The organism is Roseateles sp. P5_E4, from assembly GCF_054049255.1.
The window spans coordinates 359976-385081 of record NZ_JBFUMS010000001.1 but is presented as its reverse complement, the minus strand read 5'-3'; the positions used below and the strand labels follow the sequence as shown (position 1 = coordinate 385081).

Annotated in this window: 22 protein-coding genes; 8 read left to right on the top strand and 14 right to left on the bottom strand. The window is 66.2% G+C overall.

Annotated elements, in window-relative coordinates:
- Positions 1–43: 43 nt before the first annotated feature.
- Positions 44–1066 (top strand): PEP-CTERM sorting domain-containing protein, encoded by a 1023-nt coding sequence (locus tag ACXJLH_RS01670; RefSeq protein WP_457323166.1) that lies wholly within the window; start codon positions 44–46, stop codon positions 1064–1066.
- 87 nt (positions 1067–1153) lie between these two features.
- Here the strand turns inward: ACXJLH_RS01670 and aroC are convergent, their stop codons facing one another.
- On the bottom strand, positions 1154–2251 hold the full coding sequence (aroC, locus tag ACXJLH_RS01665; RefSeq protein ID WP_056196966.1) for a chorismate synthase: 1098 nt from the start codon (positions 2249–2251) through the stop codon (positions 1154–1156).
- Positions 2252–2326: 75 nt separating this feature from the next.
- Positions 2327–2794, bottom strand: coding sequence for a CBS domain-containing protein (locus tag ACXJLH_RS01660; RefSeq protein WP_056196964.1), 468 nt, complete (start codon positions 2792–2794; stop codon positions 2327–2329).
- A 72-nt stretch (positions 2795–2866) separates the two neighbouring features.
- Between ACXJLH_RS01660 and ACXJLH_RS01655 the strand changes: the two genes are divergently transcribed.
- Complete coding sequence (locus ACXJLH_RS01655) at positions 2867–4159, top strand: O-acetylhomoserine aminocarboxypropyltransferase (protein ID WP_457442247.1); 1293 nt, start codon at positions 2867–2869, stop codon at positions 4157–4159.
- Entirely contained in the window at positions 4156–4953 is a 798-nt protein-coding gene (locus tag ACXJLH_RS01650; protein ID WP_457442246.1) for an alpha/beta fold hydrolase, read from the top strand. The genes ACXJLH_RS01655 and ACXJLH_RS01650 overlap by 4 nt, the downstream gene beginning before the upstream one ends.
- Here ACXJLH_RS01650 and ACXJLH_RS01645 read toward each other — a convergent pair.
- Positions 4938–6395, bottom strand: a complete 1458-nt coding sequence (locus ACXJLH_RS01645; RefSeq protein WP_457442245.1) for a flavin-containing monooxygenase — start codon at positions 6393–6395, stop codon at positions 4938–4940. The two genes, ACXJLH_RS01650 and ACXJLH_RS01645, sit on opposite strands and share 16 nt — an antisense overlap.
- Positions 6396–6459: 64 nt before the next feature.
- Here ACXJLH_RS01645 and ACXJLH_RS01640 point away from each other — a divergent pair, with 64 nt between their 5' ends.
- Entirely contained in the window at positions 6460–6768 is a 309-nt protein-coding gene (locus ACXJLH_RS01640; protein ID WP_057299593.1) for an Mpo1-like protein, read from the top strand.
- Here the strand turns inward: ACXJLH_RS01640 and ACXJLH_RS01635 are convergent.
- The 3 genes from ACXJLH_RS01635 to kbl are packed head-to-tail and all read right to left on the bottom strand — an operon-like array spanning position 6765 to position 9745.
- The gene (locus ACXJLH_RS01635) at positions 6765–7559 is read right to left on the bottom strand and encodes a MipA/OmpV family protein (protein WP_162247778.1); all 795 of its coding nucleotides are present in this window, start codon (positions 7557–7559) and stop codon (positions 6765–6767) included. The two genes, ACXJLH_RS01640 and ACXJLH_RS01635, sit on opposite strands and share 4 nt — an antisense overlap.
- Positions 7560–7607: 48 nt before the next feature.
- On the bottom strand, positions 7608–8552 hold the full coding sequence (locus ACXJLH_RS01630; RefSeq protein WP_457393105.1) for an NAD-dependent epimerase/dehydratase family protein: 945 nt from the start codon (positions 8550–8552) through the stop codon (positions 7608–7610).
- Complete coding sequence (gene kbl, locus ACXJLH_RS01625; RefSeq protein ID WP_457442244.1) at positions 8549–9745, bottom strand: glycine C-acetyltransferase; 1197 nt, start codon at positions 9743–9745, stop codon at positions 8549–8551. The genes ACXJLH_RS01630 and kbl overlap by 4 nt, the downstream gene beginning before the upstream one ends.
- Before the next feature lie 99 nt (positions 9746–9844).
- Here kbl and ACXJLH_RS01620 point away from each other — a divergent pair, with 99 nt between their 5' ends.
- Positions 9845–10408 carry a helix-turn-helix domain-containing protein gene (locus ACXJLH_RS01620; RefSeq protein ID WP_457326539.1) on the top strand — a complete coding sequence of 188 codons (564 nt, stop codon included), beginning with the start codon at positions 9845–9847 and terminating at the stop codon, positions 10406–10408.
- 31 nt (positions 10409–10439) lie between these two features.
- Complete coding sequence (locus ACXJLH_RS01615) at positions 10440–11393, top strand: Bug family tripartite tricarboxylate transporter substrate binding protein (RefSeq protein WP_457442243.1); 954 nt, start codon at positions 10440–10442, stop codon at positions 11391–11393.
- On the opposite strand, the gene ACXJLH_RS01610 is transcribed toward ACXJLH_RS01615, so the two are convergent.
- Positions 11365–12681, bottom strand: coding sequence for a YihY family inner membrane protein (locus ACXJLH_RS01610; protein ID WP_457442242.1), 1317 nt, complete (start codon positions 12679–12681; stop codon positions 11365–11367). The genes ACXJLH_RS01615 and ACXJLH_RS01610 overlap by 29 nt on opposite strands.
- 21 nt (positions 12682–12702) lie before the next feature.
- On the opposite strand from ACXJLH_RS01610, the gene ACXJLH_RS01605 reads away from it, so the two are divergent.
- Positions 12703–13083, top strand: coding sequence for a DUF2069 domain-containing protein (locus ACXJLH_RS01605; protein ID WP_457442241.1), 381 nt, complete (start codon positions 12703–12705; stop codon positions 13081–13083).
- On the top strand, positions 13080–14483 hold the full coding sequence (locus ACXJLH_RS01600) for an FAD-binding oxidoreductase (RefSeq protein WP_457442240.1): 1404 nt from the start codon (positions 13080–13082) through the stop codon (positions 14481–14483). Before ACXJLH_RS01605 ends, ACXJLH_RS01600 begins: the two co-directional genes overlap by 4 nt.
- Here the strand turns inward: ACXJLH_RS01600 and ACXJLH_RS01595 are convergent.
- The 7 genes from ACXJLH_RS01595 to nuoL all read right to left on the bottom strand — a co-directional run bounded on the left by ACXJLH_RS01595 (position 14461) and on the right by nuoL (position 25100).
- Complete coding sequence (locus tag ACXJLH_RS01595) at positions 14461–17688, bottom strand: efflux RND transporter permease subunit (protein WP_457442239.1); 3228 nt, start codon at positions 17686–17688, stop codon at positions 14461–14463. The genes ACXJLH_RS01600 and ACXJLH_RS01595 overlap by 23 nt on opposite strands.
- Positions 17689–17701: 13 nt before the next feature.
- Complete coding sequence (locus ACXJLH_RS01590) at positions 17702–18871, bottom strand: efflux RND transporter periplasmic adaptor subunit (RefSeq protein WP_457442238.1); 1170 nt, start codon at positions 18869–18871, stop codon at positions 17702–17704.
- Between the two features lie 296 nt (positions 18872–19167).
- Complete coding sequence (locus tag ACXJLH_RS01585; RefSeq protein WP_056196939.1) at positions 19168–19752, bottom strand: NUDIX domain-containing protein; 585 nt, start codon at positions 19750–19752, stop codon at positions 19168–19170.
- Positions 19739–20041 carry a DUF2818 family protein gene (locus ACXJLH_RS01580; protein ID WP_457390086.1) on the bottom strand — a complete coding sequence of 101 codons (303 nt, stop codon included), beginning with the start codon at positions 20039–20041 and terminating at the stop codon, positions 19739–19741. Before ACXJLH_RS01580 ends, ACXJLH_RS01585 begins: the two co-directional genes overlap by 14 nt.
- A gap of 8 nt (positions 20042–20049) precedes the next feature.
- Positions 20050–21531 (bottom strand): NADH-quinone oxidoreductase subunit NuoN, encoded by a 1482-nt coding sequence (nuoN, locus tag ACXJLH_RS01575; protein WP_056196935.1) that lies wholly within the window; start codon positions 21529–21531, stop codon positions 20050–20052.
- Positions 21532–21552: 21 nt separating this feature from the next.
- Positions 21553–23031, bottom strand: a complete 1479-nt coding sequence (locus ACXJLH_RS01570) for an NADH-quinone oxidoreductase subunit M (protein WP_056196933.1) — start codon at positions 23029–23031, stop codon at positions 21553–21555.
- A 20-nt stretch (positions 23032–23051) separates the two neighbouring features.
- Positions 23052–25100, bottom strand: a complete 2049-nt coding sequence (gene nuoL, locus ACXJLH_RS01565; RefSeq protein WP_056196931.1) for an NADH-quinone oxidoreductase subunit L — start codon at positions 25098–25100, stop codon at positions 23052–23054.
- Between the last annotated feature and the right edge of the window lie 6 nt (positions 25101–25106).

Sequence of the window (25106 nt, the reverse complement as noted above, 5' to 3'; positions counted from 1 at the left end):
GGTGTTGGATGTATTCGGGTTCAAATCAATAGGGGTGAGAACGATGTCCCAACTTCAGATGTTCCGCACAAGGTCTACGTTAAGCCCGGGCGCCACGTGGATTTTCAATGCCGTGATTTGCCTGGCTGCGATGGGGCCGGCGATTTCCGCAAGTGCTTCGGAAGTCAAGGTCACTGTTTTTGCAAACTACACGGCCGAAGATGGCAGCAATGGCGGCGTCGGCCCCATCACTCATTCTTCAGTGAATGGCTCGGTGTCTGAAAAGATCAGCAGCGTATGGTCAGGCTCGGGCGGCTCGAGCGGCGCTACCGCAGACTACGGTGTACTCAAATCTTCAGCCATTGCCAGCGCGAGCCGTGGCAACATTTTCAATGGATTCGCGTCGGTGGGAAAGGCATATGCCGCCGCACACTGGAGTGACTCCGTCACAGTGGCTGGCGCAGGCTTGTCCGGCACCGGCTGGGCCAATATTCGTTTCTTCGTCGATCCCGCCTCAGGCAGCCTTCTCAACAGCGGCACGGCTGGTTTGGGGGGAAGCTTTGCTGGAACGGCTGCGGCTGACTTCGTTTTCAGCGCGGGTGGCGCCACTGTATTCAGCTTCAATGTTCAGGCGGCATTGACTCATCTGGGCACCGATCCAACATATACATTCACCCGCGTCAATGGCCTCGACTACACCGGGGATCTACGCGGATTCTGGGAGCTGAGCATTCCCGTTACGTTTGGTCAGGCGTTCGCCCTGGACGCCGGCATCGACACGACGGCTTATACGCTGGCGGGATCAAACTCCTCGGTCGATTCGTTCGCCAATTTCGGAAATTCAATCTATTGGGCCGGCATTACGTCCATTACTTTGGCGAATGGATCGACAACGACGGCGTTTTCGGCGCTGGGAAATACTGCTCACGACTGGAAGGTGTCAGCAGTTCCAGTCCCTGAGCCCAGCAGCGGATGGCTGCTGTGTTTCGGTCTGGGGACGCTCGCGGTGTTTCTTGCTTTCCGCAAGAAGGTTGTCCAGCCGCACAGCCCAAACCCGAACGCTGTCGGGCTTGAATCGCTGACCTGATTTAGCAACTCAGTTCAGCTGTAGTCCACGGCATTGCTCGCCCGTTGCGGGCTTTGCCCGTCGTCAGCCCGACGCGCTCGCCTCAACCTATCGTTGTGCCGGGATGGCATCGACCGGCAGCACGACATCTCCACACTGCGCCCTGTGACGAAGGGCATGGTCCATCAGCACCAGGGCCAGCATGGCCTCGGCGATGGGCGTGGCGCGGATGCCCACGCAAGGGTCGTGGCGGCCAAAGGTTTCCACCACGGAAGGATTGCCCGCGCGGTCGATGCTCGCTTTGGGGCTGCGAATCGAACTGGTCGGCTTGATCGCGATACTGGCGACGATGTCCTGGCCGGTGGAGATGCCGCCCAGCATGCCGCCCGAGTTGTTGCTGGCGAAGCCCAGCGGTGTCAGCTCGTCGCCATGCTCAGTGCCCTTCTGCGCGACAACGCCGAAGCCAGCGCCGATCTCGACGCCCTTGACGGCGTTGATGCCCATCAGCGCGTAGGCGATGTCGGCGTCGAGCTTGTCGAACAGCGGCTCGCCCAGGCCGACCGGCACGCCGGTGGCCTCGACGCGGATGCGTGCGCCGACCGAGTCACCAGCCTTGCGCAAGGCGTCCATATAGTCCTCCAGCGCGGCGATCTTGCTGGCGTTGGCGGCAAAGAAGGGGTTCTGGCCGACGTGCTGCCAGCCTTCGAAAGGAATCTCGATCTCGCCGAGCTGGGTCATGCAGCCGCGGAATTCGGTGCCATAAGCCTCCCGCAGCCATTTGCGGGCCACCGCGCCGGCGCCGACCATGGGCGCCGTCAACCGCGCCGACGCGCGGCCGCCGCCGCGCGGGTCGCGCACACCGTATTTGCGCCAATAGGTGTAGTCAGCGTGGCCGGGGCGGAAGGTGTCGAGGATGTTGCCGTAATCCTTGCTGCGCTGGTCGGTGTTCTCGATCAGCAGGCAGATTGGCGTGCCGGTCGTCACGCCCTCATAGACGCCGGACAGGATCTTGACCGCGTCGGGCTCGTTGCGCTGGGTCACGTGGCGGCTGGTGCCGGGGCGGCGGCGGTCCAGCTCGGGCTGGATGTCGGCCTCGCTGAGCGTCATGCCCGGCGGGCAGCCGTCGATGACGCAGCCGATGGCCGGACCGTGGCTTTCGCCGAAATTGGTGACGCGAAAGAGTTCGCCGAGGGTGCTACCGGACATGCCGCCATTCTAGGAGCCGTCCAAATGAAAAGCGGCCTGCAAAGGCCGCCTTCATGGACAACGAACCAAGTCGGCTCAGCCGGCCTTGGCAGGGTCCTCGATGGGCTCCTCGACCGGCCAGTCGCGGATATAGGCCTTGAGCATGCGGTTCTCGAAGTCCTGGCTGTCCACCACCGCCTTGGCCACGTCGTAGAAAGAGATGACGCCCATCAGCGTCTTGCCGTTCATCACCGGCATATAGCGCGCGTGGCGGCCCAGCATCATGCGGCGCACCTCGTCGATCTCTGTCTCGGGCGTGCAGGTCAGCGGCGCGTCGTCCATCACCGTGCGGACGATGGTCGTGCCCACCGTGCCCTGGTTCTTCACGATGGCCTGGATGACCTCGCGGAAGGTCAGCATGCCGACCAGGTCGCCATGCTCCATGACAACCAGCGAACCGATGTCGCGCTCTGCCATGACGGCCAGCGAATCCTTCAGCGGCTCGTCAGGCGTGACAGTGAACAAGGTGCCACCTTTGACACGCAGGATATCGACGACTTTCATAGGGGCCTCCATGCGAAAACTGCCAGTCAACATAGCACACAATGCCCGCGACTCCACCCCATAGAAAACACCATGCCGGGCTTCGACACCCTAGCTTTGCATGCCGGCGCCACGCCCGATCCGGGCACCGGCGCGCGGGCGACGCCGCTGCACCTCAGCACCTCCTTCGTCTTCGAGAACAGCGAGCACGCGGCGTCGCTGTTCAACATGGAGCGTTCGGGGCACGTCTACAGCCGGCTCTCCAACCCGACGACGGCGGTTTTCGAGGAGCGCATGGCGGCGCTGGACGGCGGCATCGGCGCGATCGCGACGGCCAGTGGTCAGGCGGCCCTGCACCTGGCCATCTGCACGCTGATGGGCACCGGTGGTCACGTCGTCGCCAGCACGGCGCTGTATGGCGGCAGCCACAACCTGCTGCACTACACGCTGCGCCGTTTCGGCATCGAGACGACCTTCGTCAACCCACGCGACCTGGACGCCTGGCGCGCAGCCATCCGGCCCGAGACGCGGCTGCTGTTTGGCGAGAGCCTGGGCAATCCGGGGCTGGACGTGCTGGACATCCCGGCCGTGTCGGCACTGGCGCACGAGGCCGGCCTGCCTCTGCTGGTGGACGCCACCTTCACGACGCCCTATCTGCAGCGCCCGGCCGAGCTGGGCGCCGATCTCGTCTACCACTCGGCCACCAAATTCCTCTGCGGCCACGGCACGGTGGTTGGCGGCGTGCTGGTGGACGCGGGCTCCTTCGACTGGCAGGCCGCGCACGACCGCCATGGCCGATTCGAGACCTTGTGTGAACCGTATGACGGCTTCCACGGCATGGTGTTCGCTGAGGAAAGCACCGTCGGCGCCTTCCTGCTGCGCGCCCGCCGGGAGGGGCTGCGCGACTTTGGCGCCTGCATGAGCCCGCACACGGCCTGGCTGATGCTGCAAGGACTGGAGACGTTGCCGCTGCGCATGGCCCGGCATGTGGCCAATGCGCAGGCGGTGGCCGAGTTCCTGCAGGCACACGACCTGGTCGAGAAGGTGGCCTACCCCGGCCTGGCCTCCCACCGCGACCACGACTTGGCGCAAAAGCTCATGCCACGCGGCGCTGGCGCGGTGTTCTCCTTCGACTTGAAGGGAACGCGGGAACAGGGCCGCGCCTTCATCGAGGCCCTCAAGCTCTTCTCCCACCTGGCCAACGTTGGCGACGCCAAGTCTCTGGTCATCCACCCCGCCAGCACAACCCACTTCCGCATGGATGACGCGGCGCTCAGGAGTGCCGGCATCGGCCCGGGCACCATCCGCCTGTCCGTCGGGCTGGAAGACCCGGCCGACCTCATCGACGACCTGAAGCGGGCGCTCAAGGTGGCAGGCAAGGCATGAAGTTCATCGTCGACAACCAAGAGGCTTATGCGTACACGGGCGGCAAGGCGTTTGACTCCGCCCTGCCCTGCGTCGTCTTCATCCACGGCGCACAGAACGACCACAGCGTCTGGACCCTGCTGGCGCGCTGGTGTGCCCACCACGGCTACGGCGTGCTCGCCGTCGACCTGCCGGGCCATGGCCGCAGCGCTGGCACGCCTTTGAAGAGCGTCGAGGACATCGCCTCCTGGCTGCACCGTCTGCTCGACGCGGCCGGCGTGCAAAAGGCCACCCTCGTCGGCCACAGCATGGGCTCGCTGATCGCACTCGAAGCGGCCGAACGAGCGTCCACTCTCGTCATGGTCGGCACGGCCTACCCGATGAAGGTCTCGGAGGCTCTTTTGACGACGGCGCGCGACAAGCCCGAGGCCGCGATGGCCATGGTCACGGCCTTTTCGCATTCGCTGGCCAGCGCCAAGCCGGGCTACCCAGGCCCGGGCGCTTGGCTGCGCGGCGGCTCGATGGCGCTGATGCGCCGGCTGCAGGAGCGCCAGACGGAAGTCAATCTGTTCGAGAACGACTTCCAAGTCTGCGACCGCTATGCCGGCGGCGAGGCCGCGGCCGCTCGCGTGGCCTGCCCGGTGCATTTCATCCTCGGCGCGCTGGACCAGATGACGTCGCCCAAGCAGAACGCCGTACTCGGCGGCCTGCTCAAGCCGCGCATCCATACCGTGCCCGCCGGCCACGCGCTGATGGCCGAAGCACCGGACGCCGTGCTGGCCGCGCTGAAGGCGGCGCTTCAGCCGAGCTCGTAGGCTGCTTCGTCGGGCCGCCGCACGGCCCGGGCGTATTCGCCGGTGAAGCCCGGCCAGATCGCGATGATGCGGCCGCTGTCGTTGCGGTACCAGGAACTGCACCGGCTCCAGACCGAGCCGGCGAGCCTTTGCTGGACGTTGGCGTCCTGGGCTGCAAACGCTTCAGGGCGCACGTCTATCCATCGCTTGCCTGATTGCTTGACTCTGCGCATGCAGGCCAGCGCGTGCTGGACCTGGGGCTCGATGAAAAGCAGCGTCGAGGTATGGCCTGTGCCGGTGTTGGGGCCGAGCGTCAGGAAGAGGTTGGGAAAGCCCGGGACCGTCAGGCCGAAGTAGGCGCTGGGATTGACGCGCCAGGTCTCTTCCAGCGTGCGCCCGTCGAGACCTGTGATGGGCAGCTCCGCCAGGAGTTGCGTCGTGTCGAAGCCGGTGGCGCAGACCAGTGCGTCCAACTGGTGCTCCCGGCCGTCCAGGGTCAGCACGCCTTTTTCCGTCACGCCGGTGATGGCCTCCGTGACCAGCTCCGACTGCGGCAGCGCCAGCGCATGGAAGTAGTCGTTGGAGTAGATGATGCGCTTGCATCCCAGCGGATAGCGGGGTGTCAGTCGTTCGCGCAGCACAGCATCGGGCACATGGCGCCGCAGATGGCCGCGGGCCGTGGCCACCATGGCGCGCCGGGCCAGCGTGCCCTCGTCGAAGCCGCGCCGCCCCAGCTCCAGAAACTGCACCCAGGCATGGCGGGCCAGCGCGGCATAGGGCGGGAAGCGGGCCAGCCAGCGGTCGAGTGCGCCATAGCGCCGGTCCAGCCGCGGCATCACCCAGTTGGGCGTGCGCTGGAACAGCGTGAGCCGTGCCGCCGTGGGTGCCAGCGCCGGCACAAGCTGAGACGCCGTGGAGCCCGTGCCGATGACGCCGATGCGCTTGCCGCCCAAGTCCGCGTCGGCCGGCCAGCGAGCCGAGTGCAGCAACTGCCCCTTGAAGGACGCCAGATCGGGGATGTCGGGCCAGCGCGGCCGGCTCAGCGGGCCGGTGCTGCAGACGAAGAAGCGCGCGCTCAAGGCGCTGCCATCGTCCAGGCTCAGCTGCCAGCGGCCGGCCTGTGCGTCGAAGCGCGCCTCGGTGATGGCCACGCCCAGACGCATGCGTGCCGCCAGGCCGTGCTGCTCGGCCAGGCGCTGCTGGTAGCGGTGAATCTCGGGCGCGTCGGCGAAGCGGTGCGTCCAATGAGGGTTGGGCGCAAAGCTGAAGCTGTAGGCCGGTGCCGGCACATCGACCTGGGCGCCGGGGTAGCGGTTGTCCCACCAGGTGCCGCCCAGCCCATGGGACTTCTCGACGATGAGGTAGTCATCGACGCCCGCGCGCTGCAGCTGGATGGCCATGCACAGCCCGGACATGCCCGCACCGAGGATGACAACCTCCAACTCGGTGGGCATGGCGCGCATCGGCGCATTATTGCGAGGGCATCCCCGCTTGCCGCTCGGGCGCAACCCGCGCTTGAATCAGCGCATGAGCACCGAACGCTTTTCTCGCTTCGCCGACTTCTACCCCTTCTACCTCAGCGAGCACGGCAACACCATCTGCCGCCGGCTGCACTTCGTCGGTTCGACCCTGGTGCTGGTCTGCCTGTGGCAGCTGTTCAGGACGGGCGCGCTGGTGTGGCTGCTTTACGGCCTGCTGTGCGGCTATGGCTTCGCCTGGGTCGGGCATTTCTTCTTCGAGAAGAACCGGCCGGCGACCTTCAAATATCCGCTTTACAGCTTCATCGGCGACTGGGTCATGTACGCCGACATCTGGCGCGGTCGCGTGAAGCTCTAGTTGCGCCAGGCCAGGCCGATGCCCACCGACGAGCCGGTGCGTTTCTCGACCAGCGGGCTGTCGGCGACGGGACCGAGGAGGCGGCTCGCGCCGGCATTGCCGTAGACGAGCCAATGCTTGGTCAGCGGCCGGATGAAGCCGACACCCACGTGCACATCGCGCAGGCCGGCACCGGGTTCGTAGGCGGGTTTGCCACTGGCCGCGACGGCCGACTCGGGCACGCCGAAATAGCTGCGCAGGTTTCGAGCGCTGGCGGCCGAGATGCCGAAGCCGCTGGTCCACTCCAGCGTCGGGCTGCGGTAGAACCGCCAGCCCAGGTCCGCGCCCAGCGTCGTGCCGCCTTGCCGGCCGAGCAGGTCCTGCGAAAGCGTTGCGCCGATGGTCAGGTCCTTGGTGAGGCTGTAGTTGGTATAGAAGCGCGCCCTCAGCGTGCGCCGGACGTCGGGCAGGCCCCGCGTGGTGCTGGCGTCGCCGCTGCTGCGGCCGCTGTCCATGCGCAGTGACACACCCACGCGCAGCTTGTCTGTGTCAATGAACTGGGTACTGGCACCGCCGGCCGCCTCCTCACGCCCGAAGCCCATCAGGCTGCCCGCGCCGGAAGTGCTGATGCGCACTCGGCCGAGCTTGAATGCCCACAAGGGCTTGATCTTGATGTCACGGCTGCTCGCGCCGTCGTACTCCGGCTGCGAGGCCACCGCGGCCCCCAGCAGATAGCGAGCTGACGGACTTTCCACCTCGGGCTGCTCGGCCTGCGCCAACGTCGCCACGGACAGAGCCAGGAGGGTAGTCAACGCGACTCTCATAGAGGCTAGCGTACCAGCCAGACCTGGCACCGCCTGTCAGCCAACGTGTAGTTCGCGTGTCAGCTCAGTCAGCATGTCGTCAACCATGGCATCCAGGTCGTACTGCAGCTTCCAGCCCCAATCGGCCTGGGCGGCTGCGTCGTCAATGCGTTGTGGCCAACTGGCTGCAATGGCCTGGCGGAAGTCGGGCACGCAGTCCATCGTGAACTCGGGCAGGCGGCGGCGGATGGAGGCGGCGATGCCTGCCGGCGTGAAGCTGACGCCGGCGAGGTTGTAGCTGCCGCGCTGCCTGACCTGGTCGGCCGGCGCGTTCATCAGCTCGATGGTGGCGCGCAGCGCATCGGGCATGTACATCATCGGCAGGGCCTGGTCTTCCTTCAGGAAGCAGGTGTAGCGGCCGTCCTTGATCGCCGAGTGGAAGATCTCCACGGCGTAGTCCGTCGTGCCGCCGCCGGGCGGCGTCTTCCAGCTGATGAGGCCGGGGTAGCGCAGGCTGCGCACGTCCACGCCGTGCTTGGCGTGGTACCAGTCGCACCAGCGTTCGCCGGCGAGCTTGCTGATGCCATAGACCGTCGTCGGGTCCATGACGGTCGTCTGCGGCGTGTCGACGGCTGGCGTGTTGGGGCCGAAGGCCGCGATCGAACTGGGCCAGAAGATCTTGTCCAGCTTCTCGTGCCGGGCCAGCTCCAGCACATTGAGCAGGCCCTTCATGTTCAGGTCCCAGGCCCACATCGGGTGCTTCTCGCCGTTGGCCGACAGCGCCGCGGCCAGGTGGTAGATCTGCGTGATGTGGTGGCGCTTGACGACGGTGGCCAGGCCCCCCGCGTCGGTCACATCCAGCGCCTCGTGCTGGAGGCTGGGCACGCGGCCCTTGGGGCTGAGGTCGCTGGTGACGACGGCTTCGTTGCCATGCAGCCTCGCCAGCTCGGTCGCCAGCTCGGTGCCGATCTGGCCGTTCGCTCCAATGATGAGGATCTTCATTTGACGAGGCCCAGCTCACGGCCCGCCTGCGTGAAGGCGGCAACGGCCTTCTCCAGGTGCTCGCGCTCATGCACGGCCGAGACCTGCACGCGGATGCGCGCCTGGCCCTTGGGCACGACGGGGAAGAAGAAGCCGACGGCATAGATGCCCAGCTCCAGGATGCGCTTGCTGAGCTCCTGCGCCTTCACCGCGTCGTAGACCATGATGGGCACGATGGGGTGGGTGCCGGGCTTGATCTCGAAGCCGGCGGCCTGGATCGCCTCGCGGAACCAGGCGGTGTTGGCTTCGAGCTTGTCGCGCAGGGCCGTGGAGCCCTCCAGCAGGTCCAGCACGGCCAGCGAAGCGCCGGCGATGCTGGGGGCCAGCGTGTTGCTGAACAGATAGGGGCGTGAGCGCTGGCGCAGCAGCTCGACGACTTCCTTGCGCGCGGCCGTGAAGCCACCGCTGGCGCCGCCCAGGGCCTTGCCGAAGGTGCCCGTGATGATGTCGATCTTGCCGAACACGCCGCGGTGCTCGGCGGTGCCGCGGCCGGTCTTGCCCATGAAGCCTGACGCATGGCATTCGTCGATGCCCAGCAGCGCGTCGTAGCGGTCGCACAGGGCGCGGATCTTGTCGAGCTGGGCGATGGTGCCGTCCATGGAGAACACACCGTCGGTGAACACCAGCGTGAAACGGGCGCCCTTCTCTTTCGCTTCCTTCAGGCAGCGCTCCAGGTCGTTGAGGTTGTTGTGCTCGTAGCGGTAGCGCTGCGCCTTGCACAGGCGGATGCCGTCGATGATGGAAGCGTGGTTCAGCGCGTCGCTGATGATGGCGTCCTGCTCACCCAGCAGCGGCTCGAACAGGCCGCCGTTGGCGTCGAAGGCGGCGGCGTAGAGGATGGCGTCCTCGCAGCCGACGAAGCGGGCGATGCGCTGCTCCAGCTCCTTGTGCACATCTTGAGTGCCGCAGATGAAACGCACCGACGACAGGCCGAAGCCGTGCGTGCGCAACGCCTCATGCGCGGCCTCGATGACCTTGGGATGGGACGACAAGCCCAGGTAGTTGTTGGCGCACAAGTTGATGACTTCGCGGCCGTCGGCCGTCTTCACGACGGCGCCCTGGGGCGTCGTGATGATGCGCTCGGACTTGAACAGCCCGGCGGCGCGGATGCTGTCCAACTCGGTCTGCAGGTGTTGATAGAAGGCCTGGCTCATGGCGCTGCTCCTGATGCACAATCCGGTTTAGTGAACTTGTTCGATATATCGAACTTTTGTGCAGTATCTGAAAATCATCTATCCAGGTCAAGCATGAACATGGACAACACCGAACCGCCCCGCGTCGGCGCCGCCCTGCAGGCGCTGCGCAGCAGCCGTGGCCTGTCGTTGGATGATCTCTCCAAGCGGGCCGGCGTGAGTAAGTCGATGTTGTCGCAGATCGAGCGCAACCAGGCCAATCCCACGGTGGCCGTGGTGTGGCGGCTGGCAAATGCGCTGGGCGTGGACATGGGTGAGTTGCTGGGCGGCGAGCGCGCAGCGACGCCTGCCATCGAGACCGTGCCGGCCCACGCGACGCCGGGGCTGACCAGCCCGGACGGGCTTTGCAAGCTGCGCATCCTCGGCCCCATCGAGCTGGCCGGGCAGTTCGAGTGGTACGAGCTGAACATCCAACCCGGCGGCGTGCTGGACAGCCAGGCCCATGAGCCGGGTTCGCGCGAGCACCTGAGCGTGCTGACGGGCAGCCTGGAGGTCAGCGCCCAGGGCATGACGAACAGGCTCAAGGCCGGCGAGACGGCGCGTTATGCGGTGGACGGCCCGCATGCCATCCGCAACGTGGGCAAGTCGGCGGCGACCGCACTTTTGGTGGTGCTCCACCCGTAGACTCCGGCGGGTTCAACCAAGGAGCCCGCCGATGCTGCAACGTCGTTCCGCCCTGGCCGCGCTGGCCGCCCTGCCCTTTGCCGCCCGCGCCGATGACAAGCCCATTCGCCTCCTCGTCGGCTTTCCCGCCGGAGGCGGCACCGACGCGATCGCGCGGTTGCTGGGCGAAGCCTTGCAGGCCTCGCTCGGTACGACGGTGTTGGTTGAGAACAAGCCCGGCGCCGGCGGCCAGATCGCGGCGCAGGCACTGAAGGCCGCACCGCCCGACGGCACGACCTTCTTCGTCAGCCACGACCACACCATCTCCATCCTGCCGCTGGTGCTGAAGAACCCCGGCTTCGACCCGGCCAAGGACTTCGTGCCGGTGGCGGGCTTCGCGACCTTCGCCAACGCGCTGGCGCTGTCGGGCGGCACGCCGGCTTCAAGCCTGCCTGAGTACCTCGCCTGGGTGAAGAAGCAAGGCGGCCAGGGCAGCGTGGGCGTGCCGGCGCCGGCCTCGGTGCCGGAGTTCCTCGTCAAGCTGCTCGGCGAGAAGAATGGCCTGAACCTGCTGGCCGTGCCCTACCGCGGCAGCGCGCCGATGATTGCCGACATGCTGGGCAACCAGATCAGCGCCGGCGTCGGCTCGGTACCCGACCTCATCACCAACCACCAGCAGAAGAAGCTGCGCATCGTCGCCGTCATGGGCCAGCAGCGCCAGGGCGTGTTGCCGGAGGTGCCGACCTTTGCGGAACTGGGCGTCGCGGGCTTCGAGGATCTGCCCTATTACGGCCTGTTCGCACCGGCGGGCACCGCGCCGGCCGTCGTCGAGCGCTTCTCGAATGCGCTGGCCGGCGTCATCAATCAGCCGGTCGTGAAGGCGCGATTGACCGAGCTCGGCCTGTCGGTGGCCATGATGAGCTCGGCCCAGCTCGCCACCCGCGAGCGCGCCTACTCGGCGGCCTGGGCCAAGATCATCAAGGCCGGGGGCTTCCAGCCTCAGTGAGCAGCAGGCGGTCGAGAGTCAGCTTCGACCATTCGCCCTGCGCCCACAGATTGGCCAGCAGCCCCTGGCGCTCGGCCAGGAAGGCGCTCAGCAGAGGTTCGGCCAGCGCCTTCTCGGGCGTGCACAGCAGCACCAGCCGCTGGGCGCCCTCTTCTTCCAGCCGACCGATCCAGTCCAGGGCCAGCAGCTTGTCGATGACGGGGCTGAGCTGCAACGGGTCGACGCGCAGCGCGCTGGCCAGGGCCAGATAGGACAGGCCCTGCTGGCCGGCCTGGCGCACGCGCCAGAGTTCGCGCAGCACCTCCAGCGCCAGCGCCATGGGCTGGCCGGGCGAGTCGGGGCGCAGATGCAGCCGGCCCGTCAGGCTGGGCGTGTTGGCCGCCAGGATGGCGCCCAGCAGCACGATCACCCAGCCCAGGTAGATCCAGATCAGGAAGATGGGCACGGTCGCGAAGGCGCCGTACAGCGTCGAATAGGTCGGCACCTGCTTCACATACCAGGCCAGCAGACCCTTGGCCAGCGAGAAGCCCAGCGACACGAAGGCGCCGCCGATGAGGGCATGGCGCCAGCGCACATGGGTGTTGGGCACGTAATGGAAGAGCCCGGCCATCGCCAGGCCGAACAGCACCACGTCGGCGCTGCCCAGGACCGTGGACATGCTCGCCGGCATGGCCGTGAGATAACCCTGGCCGACGCTGATGGCATAGCTGGTCAGCGTCAGGCTGCCGCCGAGCAGCAGCGGGCCCAGCGTCAACGCGGCCCAGTAGACCAGCACGCGCTGGGCCATGGGCCGCGGGCGCTTCACGCGCCAGATCGCATTCAGCGTGCGGTCGATGGTCAGCATCAACGCCAGCGCCGTGATGCCCAGAAAGATCAGGCCCACGACACCCAGCTTGTTGGCCTTGGCGGCGAACTGCGTCAGCGAGGCCAGCACCGGCTTGGCGATGTTGGGCGGGATCAAGCTCTTCAGGAAGTACTGCTCCAGCGCGGACTGGAAGCTGGAGAACATCGGGAAGGCCGTGAAGATGGCCAGCATCACGGTCAGCAGCGGCACCAGCGAGATCAGCGTCGTGAAGGTCAGGCTGCCGGCAGTCAGGCCGAGCTTCTCCTCGCGGAAACGCTGGCGGAAGGTGTGCAGGGTCTGCAACCAGGGCCAGGCCAACAGCTCGGTGATGAAGTCGCTGGCGAAGGCGATGGGGTTGTGGGCCAGCGGTGCGTCCGGGTTGTCGGCATTGGCGGGCGCGGCGGGCGATACAGGCGGGATCGGCGGAATCGGCGTCAGGGACATGGCTTCTATGATGCCGCAGCTATGTCCCCTGCCCTTGAAAGAACCCAACCCACGGCCGTCGAACGGCTGACGCGCAATCTGGCGCTGGCCGCCACCGTCGCGCTGATCCTGCTGTGCCTGGCCTGGGAACTGTGGCTCGCACCGACCGGCCGCGGCACGCTGGCCGTGAAGGCGCTGCCGCTGCTGGCGGCACCCGTCGGCCTGTGGCGCTACCGCATGTACACCTACCGCTGGCTGGCCCTGGCCATCTGGCTCTATGTGATGGAGGGCCTGGTGCGCTCGACCAGCGAAGGCGGCCTCGGGCAATGGCTGGCGCTGGGTGAAGTGCTGCTCGGCGTCGTCATCTTCACGGCCTGCACGGCCCAGATCCGCCAGCGACTGGCGGCGGCCAAAGCCACATGAACGCCTTTCTCGCTGCGCTGCGTGAACAGCTTGGCGAGGCGGGCCTGCTGGTGGGTGGCGACCTGGCGGCCTATGAGAACGACTGGCGCAAGCGCTATGCCGGCAAGGCCCTGGCCGTCGCGCGGCCGGCATCGACCGAGGAAGTCGCGGCAGTGATGCGCCTATGCCACGAGCACCGCGTGCCGGTCGTGCCGCAGGGCGGCAATACCGGTCTGGTGGGCGGCTCGACGCCGGACGACAGCGGCCAACAACTCCTGCTGAGCCTGACGCGCATGAAGCGCGTTCGCGGCATCGACCTCGCCAACGCCAGCCTGACGGTGGAGGCCGGCCGCGTGCTGGCCGAGATCCAAACCGCCGCGGCTGGAGCCGGAATGCTCTTTCCGCTCAGCCTCGCGGCCGAGGGTTCGTGCACGCTCGGCGGCAACCTGGCGACGAATGCCGGAGGCACGCAGGTGCTGCGTTATGGCAATGCGCGCGAACTCTGCCTCGGCCTCGAGGTTGTCACCGTGGCCGGCGAGATCTGGCATGGGCTGTCGGGGCTGCGCAAGGACAACACCGGCTACGACCTGCGCGACCTTTTCATCGGCAGCGAGGGCACGCTGGGCGTCATCACCGCGGCGACGATGAAGCTGTATCCGCAGCCGAAGGAGCGCCTGACCGCGCTGGCGGCCTGTGCCTCGCTGGACGATGCCGTCTCCTTGCTCGGCCTGGCGCGCGAGCGCGCCGGCGATGCGCTGACCGGCTTCGAAGTGATGAACCGCGCCTCGCTCGCCCTTGTTGCGCGCGAGCTGCCGCAATTGCCCCAGCCCTTGCCGGCCGCGGCATGGACCGTGCTGCTGGAGTTGTCCGACGCCGAAAGCGCCGAGCATGCACGCAGCGTCTTCGAAGGTCTGCTTGAAACCGCGCTCGAAGGCGGCTGCGTGCAGGACGCGGCCATTGCCCAGAACATCCAGCAGGCCAAGGCCTTCTGGCATCTACGCGAATCCATTCCGCTGGCCCAGGCTCAGGCGGGGCTGAACATCAAGCATGACATCTCGTTGCCGGTGTCCGCCATTCCCGGCTTCGTCGCCGAGATGGATGCGGTGCTGGCGGCTTATCTGCCCGGCATCGAGGTCATCGACTTCGGCCATCTGGGCGATGGCAATCTGCACTACAACGTGCAGGCGCCGACCGGCGTGTCGCCGGTGGAGTTCCTGGCCGCGCATGAGGCGGCCATCAACGAGTTGGTCTATGACGCCGTTCAGCAGCGCGGCGGCTCGATCTCGGCCGAGCATGGCATTGGCCGGCTCAAGCGCGACGAGCTGGCTCAGCGCAAGGACCCGACGGCCCTGGCGCTGATGCGGGCGATCAAGCGGGCTCTCGACCCGCTCGACCTCCTCAACCCTGGGCGGCTGGTGTAACGGCGACGCGGCGGCCGGTCACGAAACGGCCGGCCTTGACGATCAGGCGGAACACGAAGCGCACCATCACCAGCGCCAGCACCGCTTCGATCAGCGTCAGCACGAAGGCGCCGACCAGCGTGAACCGCGGCACGCGGCGATGGAACTTGGCCAGCGCATGGTCACGGGCCAGCTCGATGCTGTCGTAGAAGGTCGGCACGATGAGCAGCGTCAGCAGCGTCGACGTGATGGTGCCACCGATGATGGCCACGGCCATCGGGCGGTAGAACTCGCCGCCTTCGCCGATGCCGATGGCGACCGGCATCATGCCGGCGATCAGCGCCAGCGTCGTCATCAGGATGGGACGGAAGCGCTTGCGGCCTGCGTGCATCAGCGCCTCTTCGCGATCGATGCCAGCCTTCTCCTCCTGGCGCGTCGCGTCCAGCAGCAGGATGGCGTTCTTGGCCACCAGGCCCATCAGCATGATGACGCCGATCAGGCTCATCAGGTTCAGCGTGCCGCGCGTCAGGATCAGCGCCAGCACGACGCCGATCAGGCTCAGCGGCAGCGACAGCATCACGGCGAACGGCGCCGTGAAGCTGTTGAACTGGATGACGAGCACGAAATACATCAGCGCGATACCGGACAGCAGCGCCGTGATCATGGCCGTGAAAACAACCTGCTGGTCACGTGCCGCACCGGCCAGCTCGATGCCGAAGCCGGGCGGGAAGTCAATCTTCTCGGCCAGCTTCTTGGCTTCGGCGGTGATCTCGCCGGACGAGCGGCCCTGGGCATTGGCGCTGACCGTGATGGTGCGCTTGCCGTCGCCGTGCTGGATCTGGCCCGGGCCCTTGCCCATGGTGACGGTGGCGATCTGGTCCAGCGGCACCATGCGGTTGGTGCCGGTCACCGCGATCGGCAGGCGCTCGATGTTGGCGGCGTCGACGCGGTCGCTCGGGTGCAGGCGGATGGACACGTCGCGGGCCTCGCCGGTCGGGTCGATCCAATCGCCGGCCTCGACACCGGCGAAGGCCACGCGCAGCGCCTGGGCGGCGTCGTTGACCGAGATGCCCATCTGGTTGGCCAGGCTGCGGTCGAGCTCGATCTGCAGCTCGTTCTGCGGGTCCTGCTCGGAGTAGCCGATGTCGACCGCACCCTTGATGCCCGCCATGGTCTTCTGGAAGTCCTGCGTGATCTGCTGCAGTCGGCGCGTGTCGGTGCCGTAGAAGCGGATCTGCACGGGCTTCTGGGCGCCGTTGTTCAGGTCGTCGAGCACGACGTACTCGGCACCGACCAGGCGGGCGACCTTCTCGCGCAGCTCCTTGGCGACGTCGGCGGCCGAGCGCTGGCGCTCGGTGCTCTTGCCAATGTCGACGTAGATGCGCCCGCCGCTGGCGTTGGGATAGGAGGTCGTCGCCTTGGTCTCCTTCATCGTCGAGGCCAGGGCAGCGGCTGCGTCGAGCTTGAGCTTGGAATAGTCGAGGCTGCTGGAGGCGGGGCTGCGCACCTCGATGGCAAGGAAGCCCGCATCGGCCTGCGGCAGGAAGCTGGAGCCGCCGAACGTCATCTGCAGGAAGATGGCGCCGACGAGGCTGAGGACCGCGAAGGCCGTCATCCAGCGGCGGTGGTGCAGCGCCCAGGCGATGACATGGCCATAACCGTTGGCCACGCCGTCGAACCAGTGATTGAAGCGCTCAAGCAGCCTGCCGAAGCCCTTCTTGGGCTGCTCGTGGTAGCCCACGGGGTCGCCCCAATAGGCCGACAGCATGGGGTCGAGCGTGAAGCTGATGATCAGCGACACGACGACCGAGGCCACGACGGTCAGCGCGAAGGGCTTGAACCACTGGCCGGGGCCGTTGCCCATGAAGGCGACCGGCACGAAGACCGCGACGATGGCGAAGGTGGTGGCGGCCACGGCCAGGCCGATCTCGGCGGTGCCCTCGCGCGCCGCGGTGACGCGGTCGCTGCCGCGCTCCATGTGGCGGACGATGTTCTCCCGCACGACGATGGCGTCGTCGATGAGCACGCCGATGGCCAGTGACAGGCCCAGCAGGCTCATGAAGTTCAGCGAGAAGCCCATCAGCCAGACGGCGATGAAGGCGGCCAGCACGGACGTGGGCAGGGACAGCGCGGTGATCAGCGTCGAGCGCCAGCTGTTCAGGAAGGCGTAGACGACGAAGATGGTCAGTGCGGCGCCAAACACCAGCGCATCGGTGACGTTGTGCAGGCTGTTCTCGGCATCCTTGCCGCCGTCCTGGGTGATCTCGAGCGTCGTGCCCTTGGGCAGTTCCTTCTCGATTTCCTTCAGCAGCGTGCGCGCGCCGTTGGCCACGCTGACGGTGGAGGCATCGCGTGAGCGCGTGATGGAGATGCCGACGTTGGGTCGGCCGTTGCGCAGCGAGTAGCCGGTCATCTCGGCGAAGCCGTCCTGCACCTCGGCCACCTGGCCCAGGCGCACGACGGTGCCGCCGCCGGTGCCACCTGTGCGCTTGATGATCATCTGCTCGAACTCGGCCGGCGACTCGAGGCGACCGAGCAGGCGGATGCTCTGGTCTTCCAGCGCGCCACGCACCTTGCCGACTGGGGCGGTGGTGTTCTGCGCGCGCACGGCATTCAGCACCTCGGTGACGGAGACGCCGAACTCGCGCAGCTTCTCGGCGTGCAGCAGGATGGACAACTCGCGCTTGAGCGAACCGTTGACACCCACCGTCGACACGCCCGAGATGCCGCGAAAGCGCTCGGCGAGCTTGTCCTCGGCCAGGCGGCTGAGCTGGGCGTGCGTCAGCGTCGTGCTGGACAGCGACAGCTGCAGGATGGGCTGAGCGCCAGGGTCGGCCCGCGTGATGATGGGTTCGCGGATTTCAGTGGGCAGCTTGTAGCGCACCGAGGCGATGGCGTTGCGCACCTCATCGGCGGCCTCGATCATGTTCTTCGAGAAGTCGAAGACCAGCACGAGGGTGGCGCTGCCCTCGCGCGACGTGGAGTTGGAGCGGTCCACGCCGGAGATGCTCTGCAGCGCTTTCTCGATACGGTTGACGACTTCGCGCTCCACCGTCTCGGGCGACGCGCCCGGATAGGGAATGTTGATGACGAGCACCGGCGGCTCGACCTCGGGGAACTGGTTGACCTTGAGCTTGGACAGCGCCAGCAGGCCCACCAGCATCAGCCCGATGACCATGACGACGGTCGCGACGGGCTTGCTGATGCTGAAGTTGGAGAGAAACATCGAGGTCTCCTGCTTACTTGCTGGCGGCGGGCACGGGTGACGCCGTGCTCGCGACGGCTGAAGCCGCGCCGGCCCCGGCCGTGACGCGCTGCAGCGGCGCACCATCGGTCAGGTTGCCGGTGGGTGCGCGCAGCACCTGGTCTCCCAAAGCCAGGCCTGAAGCGATGACGACCTCGCCGCGGCGGTCGTCACGCTCGCCCAAGATCACGTTGACCTTCTTGAGCTGATTGCCATCGACCTTCCAGACATAGGCGCTATCGCCCTGGCGCTGCACCGAGCCCTCGGCCAGCACCAGTGCCTTGCGCTCGGCGCTCTCGACGCGGCCTTCGGCATAGAGGCCGGAGACCTGAGGGGCCTTGCTGCGATCGTTGAATTCAGCGATGAGCTCGACCTGACGCGTCGTCGCATTGGCAGCGGCATCGATGCGGGCCAGCTTGCCGCGGAACTCCGCGTCGCCAAAGCCGTTGATGCGGAAGGACACCGGCTGGCCCAGCTTGAGCTCGCCCAGGCGATCGGCCGAGACCTGACCTTCGAAGCGCATCGACGCCGGGTCGATGACCTTGATGAGTTCGCGGCCGATCTGCACGGTGTCGCCGACGGAGATCTTTCGCTCGCTGACGACGCCATCGAACGGCGCGCGGATCTCGGTGCGCGAAACCTGCTGGCGGGCCGTGACGGCGCGCGCCTTGGCTGCGGCCAACTCGCTCTGGGCGGCGTTGCGGCGCACCTCGGCGTCTTCCAGGCCTTGCATGGAAATCATGCCCTGCTGGTTCAGCGTGCGCTGGCGGGCCAGCACGCGCTCGGTCTGCTCGAAGCTCTGTTGGGCGGCGCGCAGCGCCTCATCGGCCGAGGTCAGGCCGTCGCGGATGGAGGTGGGGTCCAGTCGAATGATGAGATCACCCGCGCGCACACGTTCGCCGTTGTCCTTGGCCACCTGCAGCACGACGGCGGCCACTTCGGCACGCAGGTCGGCACGGCGGGCCGGCTGGATGGCGCCCGTGATGACGGGCGCGCCGATCAGGCCGCTCTGGCCAACCTGACGCAGATCCTCGGGCGCGAGCAGCAGCGGCGCAGACGTCTTGGCCGCGGCGCCCTTGGCCTCATCGGGCTTGCCACCCTTGCCGCAAGCGGTAAGGGCCAGGGCCAATGTCAATGCGGTCAGGGTCAGCGATGCACGCGTCATGGAGACAAGCTTTCTTCGAAAGGGCAAAGGTCGGACGGCTCAAACGCCGGAGCTTAACGGTCTGGCAACACGGCGCCAGAGGTCATGTACGAAACGGAAGAACTTTCGAGCCGAGCGCCGGGCCTGCCATGGGCCAGAGGCCCATGGCCTTCCGTAGGCACAAGCAGTCCGCAGGGACTTCTTGTGTCCGACTCCAGTTCACCTAGCCGGCCCGCCTAGCGATGTGCATGCGGCTCGACGCTGCATGCGTCGCCGTCTCCCTGGAACCGGCCAAGGTATGCCTTGGACGAGGGGCGCTACTTTAGCCAGTCCAGCGCCCAGGCACCCTGCTGCCAGCGCTGCAGCCACAGCAGGCCGATCAGGGTCTTGGCATCGGTCAGCTCGCCTTGGGCGGCGAGGCGGTCGAGATCGTCGACCGTGTGTGTGACAAGCTCGAGAAACTCGCCCTCGTCCAACTTCTGCTCGCCCTTGTTCAGGCCACGCGCGAAGTAGATGTGGATGCCTTCATCCGAGTAGGCGATGGCGTTGTGTAGTACACCGGCATAGGCCCATTCGGTGGCGCTGTAGCCGGTCTCCTCCAGCAGCTCACGGCGACCGCAGACCAGCGGGTCTTCGCCGGCGTCGAGCTTGCCGGCCGGGAACTCCAGCATCACGCGGCCCATGGGGTAGCGGTATTGGCGCTCCATCAACAACCGGCCATCGTCCAGCAGCGGTACGACCATGACGGCGCCGGGGTGGCGGATGTATTCGCGGTGCGCGGCGGTGCCGTCCGGCAGCGCGACACGATCGCGGCGCACGTCGAGGAAGTGGCCCGCGAAGACCTGTGTGCTTTCGAGCAGGCGCTCGACGAGATGGGGGTCTTCGCTGTCAGAGGTGGCCACGGCGCAGATATCTCCAGACAAAGCCGGGAAACCCCAGCGTGATGAAGAGACAGGTCGCCGCGGCATAGAACTCCCAGCCTTGCGCATGGCGCTGGCCGATGCGGGCCTCCAGCAGCGAGCCGAGGCCGAAGGTCAACATGGCCATCAGCAGCAACTCCAGCAACCGCCACCACGCCGATTTAGGCGCTTGGCGTGGGCCGACGAGCAGCAGCCTCTCGTTGAAATAAGGCAGGTTCGCCGCGATGACGGCCGCGACGAGAACCAGCCAGACAGCGGCGGACTGGTCCATGGATGCGTTCAGGTGGCGAGGGCCTGGCGGATGGCGACCTTGCACAGCTCCAACAGGCCACCCGGCAGCAGGCCGAAGACCAGCACGGCGGCGCCGTTGAGCGTCATGACGAAGCGCACGTCGGCCGGCGCAGCCAGCGGGGCCGTATCGGTCGGGGCGTCGAAGAACATGACCTTGACGATGCGCAGGTAATAGAAGGCGCCAACCAGCGACACGACGACGGCGAAGCCGGCCAGCCACAGGTAGAACGGCATCTGCGTGGCCACCAGAGCCTGCAACACGGCCAGCTTGGCATAGAAACCCACGGTCGGCGGCACGCCGGCCAGCGAGAACATGAACAGGGTCATGACCAGCGCAAACCAGGGGCTGCGCTTGCCCAGGCCCGCCAGGTCCTTGATCTCCTCAGCCTCATGGCCCTGGCGCGACAGCAGGATGACCATGCCGAAGGTGCCCAGGGTCGTCAGCACATAGGTGACGACGTAGAACATGGCCGAGCTGTAGGCGTTGGTGCCCCAGGTCGTGCTGTCGTTGACGACGCCGGCAGTCATGCCCAAGAGCATGAAGCCCATGTTGGCGATGGTCGAGTAGGCCAGCATGCGCTTCAGATTGCTCTGGGCGATGGCCGCCAGGTTGCCGATCAGCAGCGACATGACGGACAGCACGACCAGCATCTGCTGCCAGTCCACCGCCAGGCCGCTCATGCCTTCGACGAGCAGGCGCACGGTGATCGCGAATGCGGCCAGCTTGGGCGCGCCACCGATCAGCAGCGTGACAGCCGTCGGGGCGCCCTGGTAGACGTCAGGCACCCACATATGGAAGGGCGCGGCGCCGAGCTTGAAGGCCAGGCCGGCCACGACGAAGACAGTGCCGAAGATCAGCACGCTCTTGTTCGGGATGCCCTGGGAGATGACGCCAAAGACTTCGGGGATGGTCAGCGAACCGGTGGCGCCGTACATCATCGACAGGCCGTACAGCAGGAAGCCGCTGGCGAGGGCGCCGAGGACGAAGTACTTCATCGCTGCCTCGGTGGACACCGCATGGTCACGGCGCAGCGCGACCAGCGCGTACAGCGACAGGCTCATCAGCTCCAGGCCGAGGTAGACGACCAGGAAGTTGTTTGCCGACAGCATCACGTTGATGCCCAGCAGCGCGAACAGGCTGAGGATGAAGAGCTCGCCCTTGAGCATCTCGCGGAAAGCGGCATAGGGGCGCGCATAGACCAGCGTGATCAGCGTCGCGACGCAGGCGAAGCCGGCCAGCAGGTGGCCCATGGGGTCGGCGACCACCATGTCCTGCATGGCATAGGTGGTCAGGCCGGCGTTGAAGTAGCTGAAGTGCAGGCCACCCACGACGATGAGGGTCAGCTGGGTCAGCCAGTAGGTCGGGCGGCGCTGCTCGTCGGTGACCCACAGGTCCACCAGGGCAACCACGCAGCCCATCGCCAGCAGCAGGATTTCGGGGTAGATCGCGAGCCAGTTCATGTCGTTCATTGTTCTTGCCTCTGCTCGAAATCAGGCCGGGATCTTGCTGAGCGCGACATGCCTGAGCAGCTCGGTGACCGAGTTGTGCATCACGTCGGTGAAGGGCTTGGGATAGAGGCCCATGTACAGCGTCGCCACGGCCAGCAGAGCGAGCATGAGGAATTCGCGGGTATTGATGTCGGTCAGCGCGCGCACGTCGTCGTTGGCAATATCGCCAAAGTAGACGCGCTTGATCATCCACAGCGTGTAGGCCGCGCCAAAGACCAGGGCCGTCGCGGCGATGCCGCCCAGCCAGAAGTTGGCCTTGACGGTGCCGAGGATGACCATCCACTCGCCGACGAAGCCGGCCGTGGCGGGCAGGCCGCAGTTGGCCATGCCGAAGAAGACGGCAAAGGCAGCGAACTTGGGCATGGTGTTGACGACACCACCATAGGAAGCGATCTCACGCGAATGCACGCGGTCGTAGAGCACGCCGATGCACAGGAACATGGCGCCCGACACGAAGCCGTGCGAGATCATCTGTACCAGGCCGCCGGAGACGCCCAGTTCGTTGAAGATGAAGAAGCCCAGCGTCACGAAGCCCATGTGGGCAATGGACGAGTAGGCCACCAACTTCTTCATGTCCTTCTGCACCAGGGCCACCAGGCCGATGTAGACGACGGCGATCAGCGACAGCGCGATGATCAGCCAGGACCAGTGGCGAGCCGCGTCCGGCGCGATCGGCAGCGAGAAGCGCAGGAAGCCGTAGCAGCCCAGCTTCAGCATGATGGCGGCCAGCACGACGGAGCCGCCCGTGGGTGCCTCGACGTGGGCGTCGGGCAGCCAGGTGTGCACCGGCCACATCGGCACCTTGACCGAGAAGGCGGCCAGGAAGGCGAAGAACAGCCAGGTCTGGGCGCCACCGGTCAGCGGCAACTTGTGCCAGGTCTGGATGTCGAAGCTGCCGCCGGGAACCTGGGAGTACAGGTAGAGCAGCGCGATCAGCATCAAGAGCGAGCCGGCCAGCGTGTAGAGGAAGAACTTGAAAGCCGCATAGACGCGGTTCGGGCCGCCCCAGACGCCGATGATGATGTACATCGGGATCAGTGTGGCCTCGAAGAAGACGTAGAACAGCATGCCGTCCAGCGCGCTGAACACGCCCACCATCAGGCCCGACAGGATCAGGAAGGCGCCCATGTACTGGTTGACGCGGGTCTCGATGACCTCCCAGGCCGAGATCACCACGATGATGGTGATGAAGGCCGTCAGCGGCACGAACCACATCGAGATGCCGTCCACGCCCAGGTGGTAGCTGATGTTGAAGCGGTCGATCCAGGGTTGGTTCTCGACGAACTGCATGGCAGCCGTCGATGTGTCAAAGCCGGTGATCAGCGGGATGGTGGCGAGAAAGCTCGCCACGGCAGCGACCAGGGCCAGCCAGCGCACGGCGTGCGCCTGCTCGTCGCGCCCGAGCGCCAGCAGCAAGGCGCCGCAGACGATGGGCAGAAAAATCGCAAGACTCAGCAACATTCTTGTTCTCCGCCTCTCGCTCAGAACCCGAACAGGGCGCTGAACTGGGGCTTGATATAGGGCCAGAGCTGCCAGGTCATCAGGCCGGTGACGCCAAGGATCATGACGAGGGCGTACCAGTACAGGTAGCCGCTCTGCAGTCGGCGCACCAGGCCCGCGATGCCACCGACGCCACGCGCCGAGCCATTGATGATGAGTCCGTCGATCAGCCCGGCATCGCCACCCTTCCACAGGCCCATGCCGATGAGGCGTGCGGCGCGGGCGAGGATGTTCTCGTTGATCCAGTCCATGAAGTACTTGTTCTCCAGGACGATGATCAGCGGGCGCAGCACCTTGGCCAGCGTGGCCGGAATGCTCGGGGCGACCATGTAGAACACGTAGGCCGTCACGACACCGGCCAGCGCGAGCCAGAACGGCAGCGAGGTCAAGCCGTGCAGGGCCATTGCGGCGGCGCCATGGAACTCCTCGGCCAGTTCCTCCATCGCCGGGTGGGCGTGCAGGTTGACGAAGATGGCGTCCTTGAAGAAGTCGCCGAACAGCATCGGCTGGATGGTCATGAAGCCGATGACGACCGACGGGATGGCCAGCAGCACCAGCGGCGCGGTGACAACCCAGGGCGACTCGTGCGGCACGTGGGCGTGGTGGTCGCCGTGGTCGTCATGACCGTGCTGCTCGTCATCTTCCGGCGGGAAGGGCTTGTGATGGAAGTTCTCCTTGCCATGGAAGACGAGGAAATACATCCGGAACGAATAGAAGGCCGTCACGAACACGCCGACGATGACGGCGAAGTAGGCGAAGTGCGCGCCCGGCAGATGGCTGGCGTGCACGGCCTCAATGATCGAGTCCTTGGAGTAGAAGCCCGAGAACAGCGGCGTGCCGATCAGCGCGAGCGAACCCAGCAGCGACGTGATCCAGGTGATGGGCATGTACTTGCGCAGGCCGCCCATGTTGCGGATGTCCTGGTCATGGTGCATGCCGATGATGACGGAGCCCGCGCCCAGGAACAGCAGCGCCTTGAAGAAGGCATGCGTCATCAGGTGGAAGACGGCGACCGAGTAGGCCGAGGCGCCCAGGGCGACGGTCATGTAACCCAGCTGGGACAGCGTCGAGTACGCCACGACGCGCTTGATGTCGTTCTGGATGATGCCGAGGAACCCCATGAACAGCGCCGTGATCGCGCCGATCACCATGACGAAGTTCAGCGCCGTGTCGCTCAGCTCGAACAGCGGCGACATGCGCGCCACCATGAAGATGCCGGCCGTCACCATCGTGGCCGCATGGATCAGCGCGGAGATGGGCGTCGGACCTTCCATCGAGTCCGGCAGCCAGACGTGCAGCGGGAACTGCGCCGACTTGCCCATCGCACCGATGAAGAGGCAGATGCAGGTGACCGTCATCAGCGACCAATCGGTGCCGGGGAAGATCATCTGCGACAGGATCTCGGACTTGGCGAAGGTCTCGGCGTAGTTCAGCGAACCCCCGAAGGCCACCAGCAGGCCGATGCCCAGGATGAAGCCGAAGTCGCCGACCCGGTTCACCAGGAAAGCCTTCATGTTGGCGAAGATGGCCGTCGGTTTCTTGTACCAGAAGCCGATCAGCAGATACGACACCAGGCCCACCGCTTCCCAGCCGAAGAACAGCTGCAGCATGTTGTTGCTCATGACGAGCATCAGCATGCTGAAGGTGAACAGCGAGATGTAGGAGAAGAAGCGCTGGTAGCCGTCGTCCTCTTCCATGTAGCCGATGGTGTAGATGTGCACCATCAGCGACACGAAGGTCACGACCACCATCATCATGGCCGTCAGGCCGTCGATGAGGAAGCCGACTTCCATCTTCAGCGCGCCGAGGTTCATCCATTCGTAGATGGTGGCGTTGAAGCGCGCGCCGTCGACGGCCACGCTGTACAGCGTCATCGCCGACAGGATGAAGGCGATCAGCACGCCGAGGATGGTGACCATGTGCGAGCCGCGGCGGCCCACCGTCTTGCCGAAGAAGCCGGCGACGATGGCGCCCGCGAGCGGTGCCAGCGGCACCGTCAGCAGCAGGTTCTGGGAGAGTTGTGCAGACATCTTTTT

Coding starts and splice junctions, on each gene's coding strand:
- ACXJLH_RS01640 (WP_057299593.1), top strand. CDS start 6,460: ATGAGCACCGAACGCTTTTCTCGCTTCGCCGACTTCTACCCCTTCTAC.
- ACXJLH_RS01600 (WP_457442240.1), top strand. CDS start 13,080: ATGAACGCCTTTCTCGCTGCGCTGCGTGAACAGCTTGGCGAGGCGGGC.
- aroC (WP_056196966.1), bottom strand. CDS start 2,251: ATGTCCGGTAGCACCCTCGGCGAACTCTTTCGCGTCACCAATTTCGGC.
- ACXJLH_RS01620 (WP_457326539.1), top strand. CDS start 9,845: ATGGACAACACCGAACCGCCCCGCGTCGGCGCCGCCCTGCAGGCGCTG.
- ACXJLH_RS01655 (WP_457442247.1), top strand. CDS start 2,867: ATGCCGGGCTTCGACACCCTAGCTTTGCATGCCGGCGCCACGCCCGAT.
- ACXJLH_RS01570 (WP_056196933.1), bottom strand. CDS start 23,031: ATGTTGCTGAGTCTTGCGATTTTTCTGCCCATCGTCTGCGGCGCCTTG.
- ACXJLH_RS01610 (WP_457442242.1), bottom strand. CDS start 12,681: ATGTCCCTGACGCCGATTCCGCCGATCCCGCCTGTATCGCCCGCCGCG.
- ACXJLH_RS01645 (WP_457442245.1), bottom strand. CDS start 6,395: ATGCGCGCCATGCCCACCGAGTTGGAGGTTGTCATCCTCGGTGCGGGC.
- ACXJLH_RS01670 (WP_457323166.1), top strand. CDS start 44: ATGTCCCAACTTCAGATGTTCCGCACAAGGTCTACGTTAAGCCCGGGC.
- ACXJLH_RS01580 (WP_457390086.1), bottom strand. CDS start 20,041: ATGGACCAGTCCGCCGCTGTCTGGCTGGTTCTCGTCGCGGCCGTCATC.
- ACXJLH_RS01650 (WP_457442246.1), top strand. CDS start 4,156: ATGAAGTTCATCGTCGACAACCAAGAGGCTTATGCGTACACGGGCGGC.
- ACXJLH_RS01595 (WP_457442239.1), bottom strand. CDS start 17,688: ATGTTTCTCTCCAACTTCAGCATCAGCAAGCCCGTCGCGACCGTCGTC.
- ACXJLH_RS01605 (WP_457442241.1), top strand. CDS start 12,703: ATGTCCCCTGCCCTTGAAAGAACCCAACCCACGGCCGTCGAACGGCTG.
- ACXJLH_RS01630 (WP_457393105.1), bottom strand. CDS start 8,552: ATGAAGATCCTCATCATTGGAGCGAACGGCCAGATCGGCACCGAGCTG.
- nuoL (WP_056196931.1), bottom strand. CDS start 25,100: ATGTCTGCACAACTCTCCCAGAACCTGCTGCTGACGGTGCCGCTGGCA.
- nuoN (WP_056196935.1), bottom strand. CDS start 21,531: ATGAACGACATGAACTGGCTCGCGATCTACCCCGAAATCCTGCTGCTG.
- ACXJLH_RS01590 (WP_457442238.1), bottom strand. CDS start 18,871: ATGACGCGTGCATCGCTGACCCTGACCGCATTGACATTGGCCCTGGCC.
- ACXJLH_RS01660 (WP_056196964.1), bottom strand. CDS start 2,794: ATGAAAGTCGTCGATATCCTGCGTGTCAAAGGTGGCACCTTGTTCACT.
- ACXJLH_RS01615 (WP_457442243.1), top strand. CDS start 10,440: ATGCTGCAACGTCGTTCCGCCCTGGCCGCGCTGGCCGCCCTGCCCTTT.
- kbl (WP_457442244.1), bottom strand. CDS start 9,745: ATGAGCCAGGCCTTCTATCAACACCTGCAGACCGAGTTGGACAGCATC.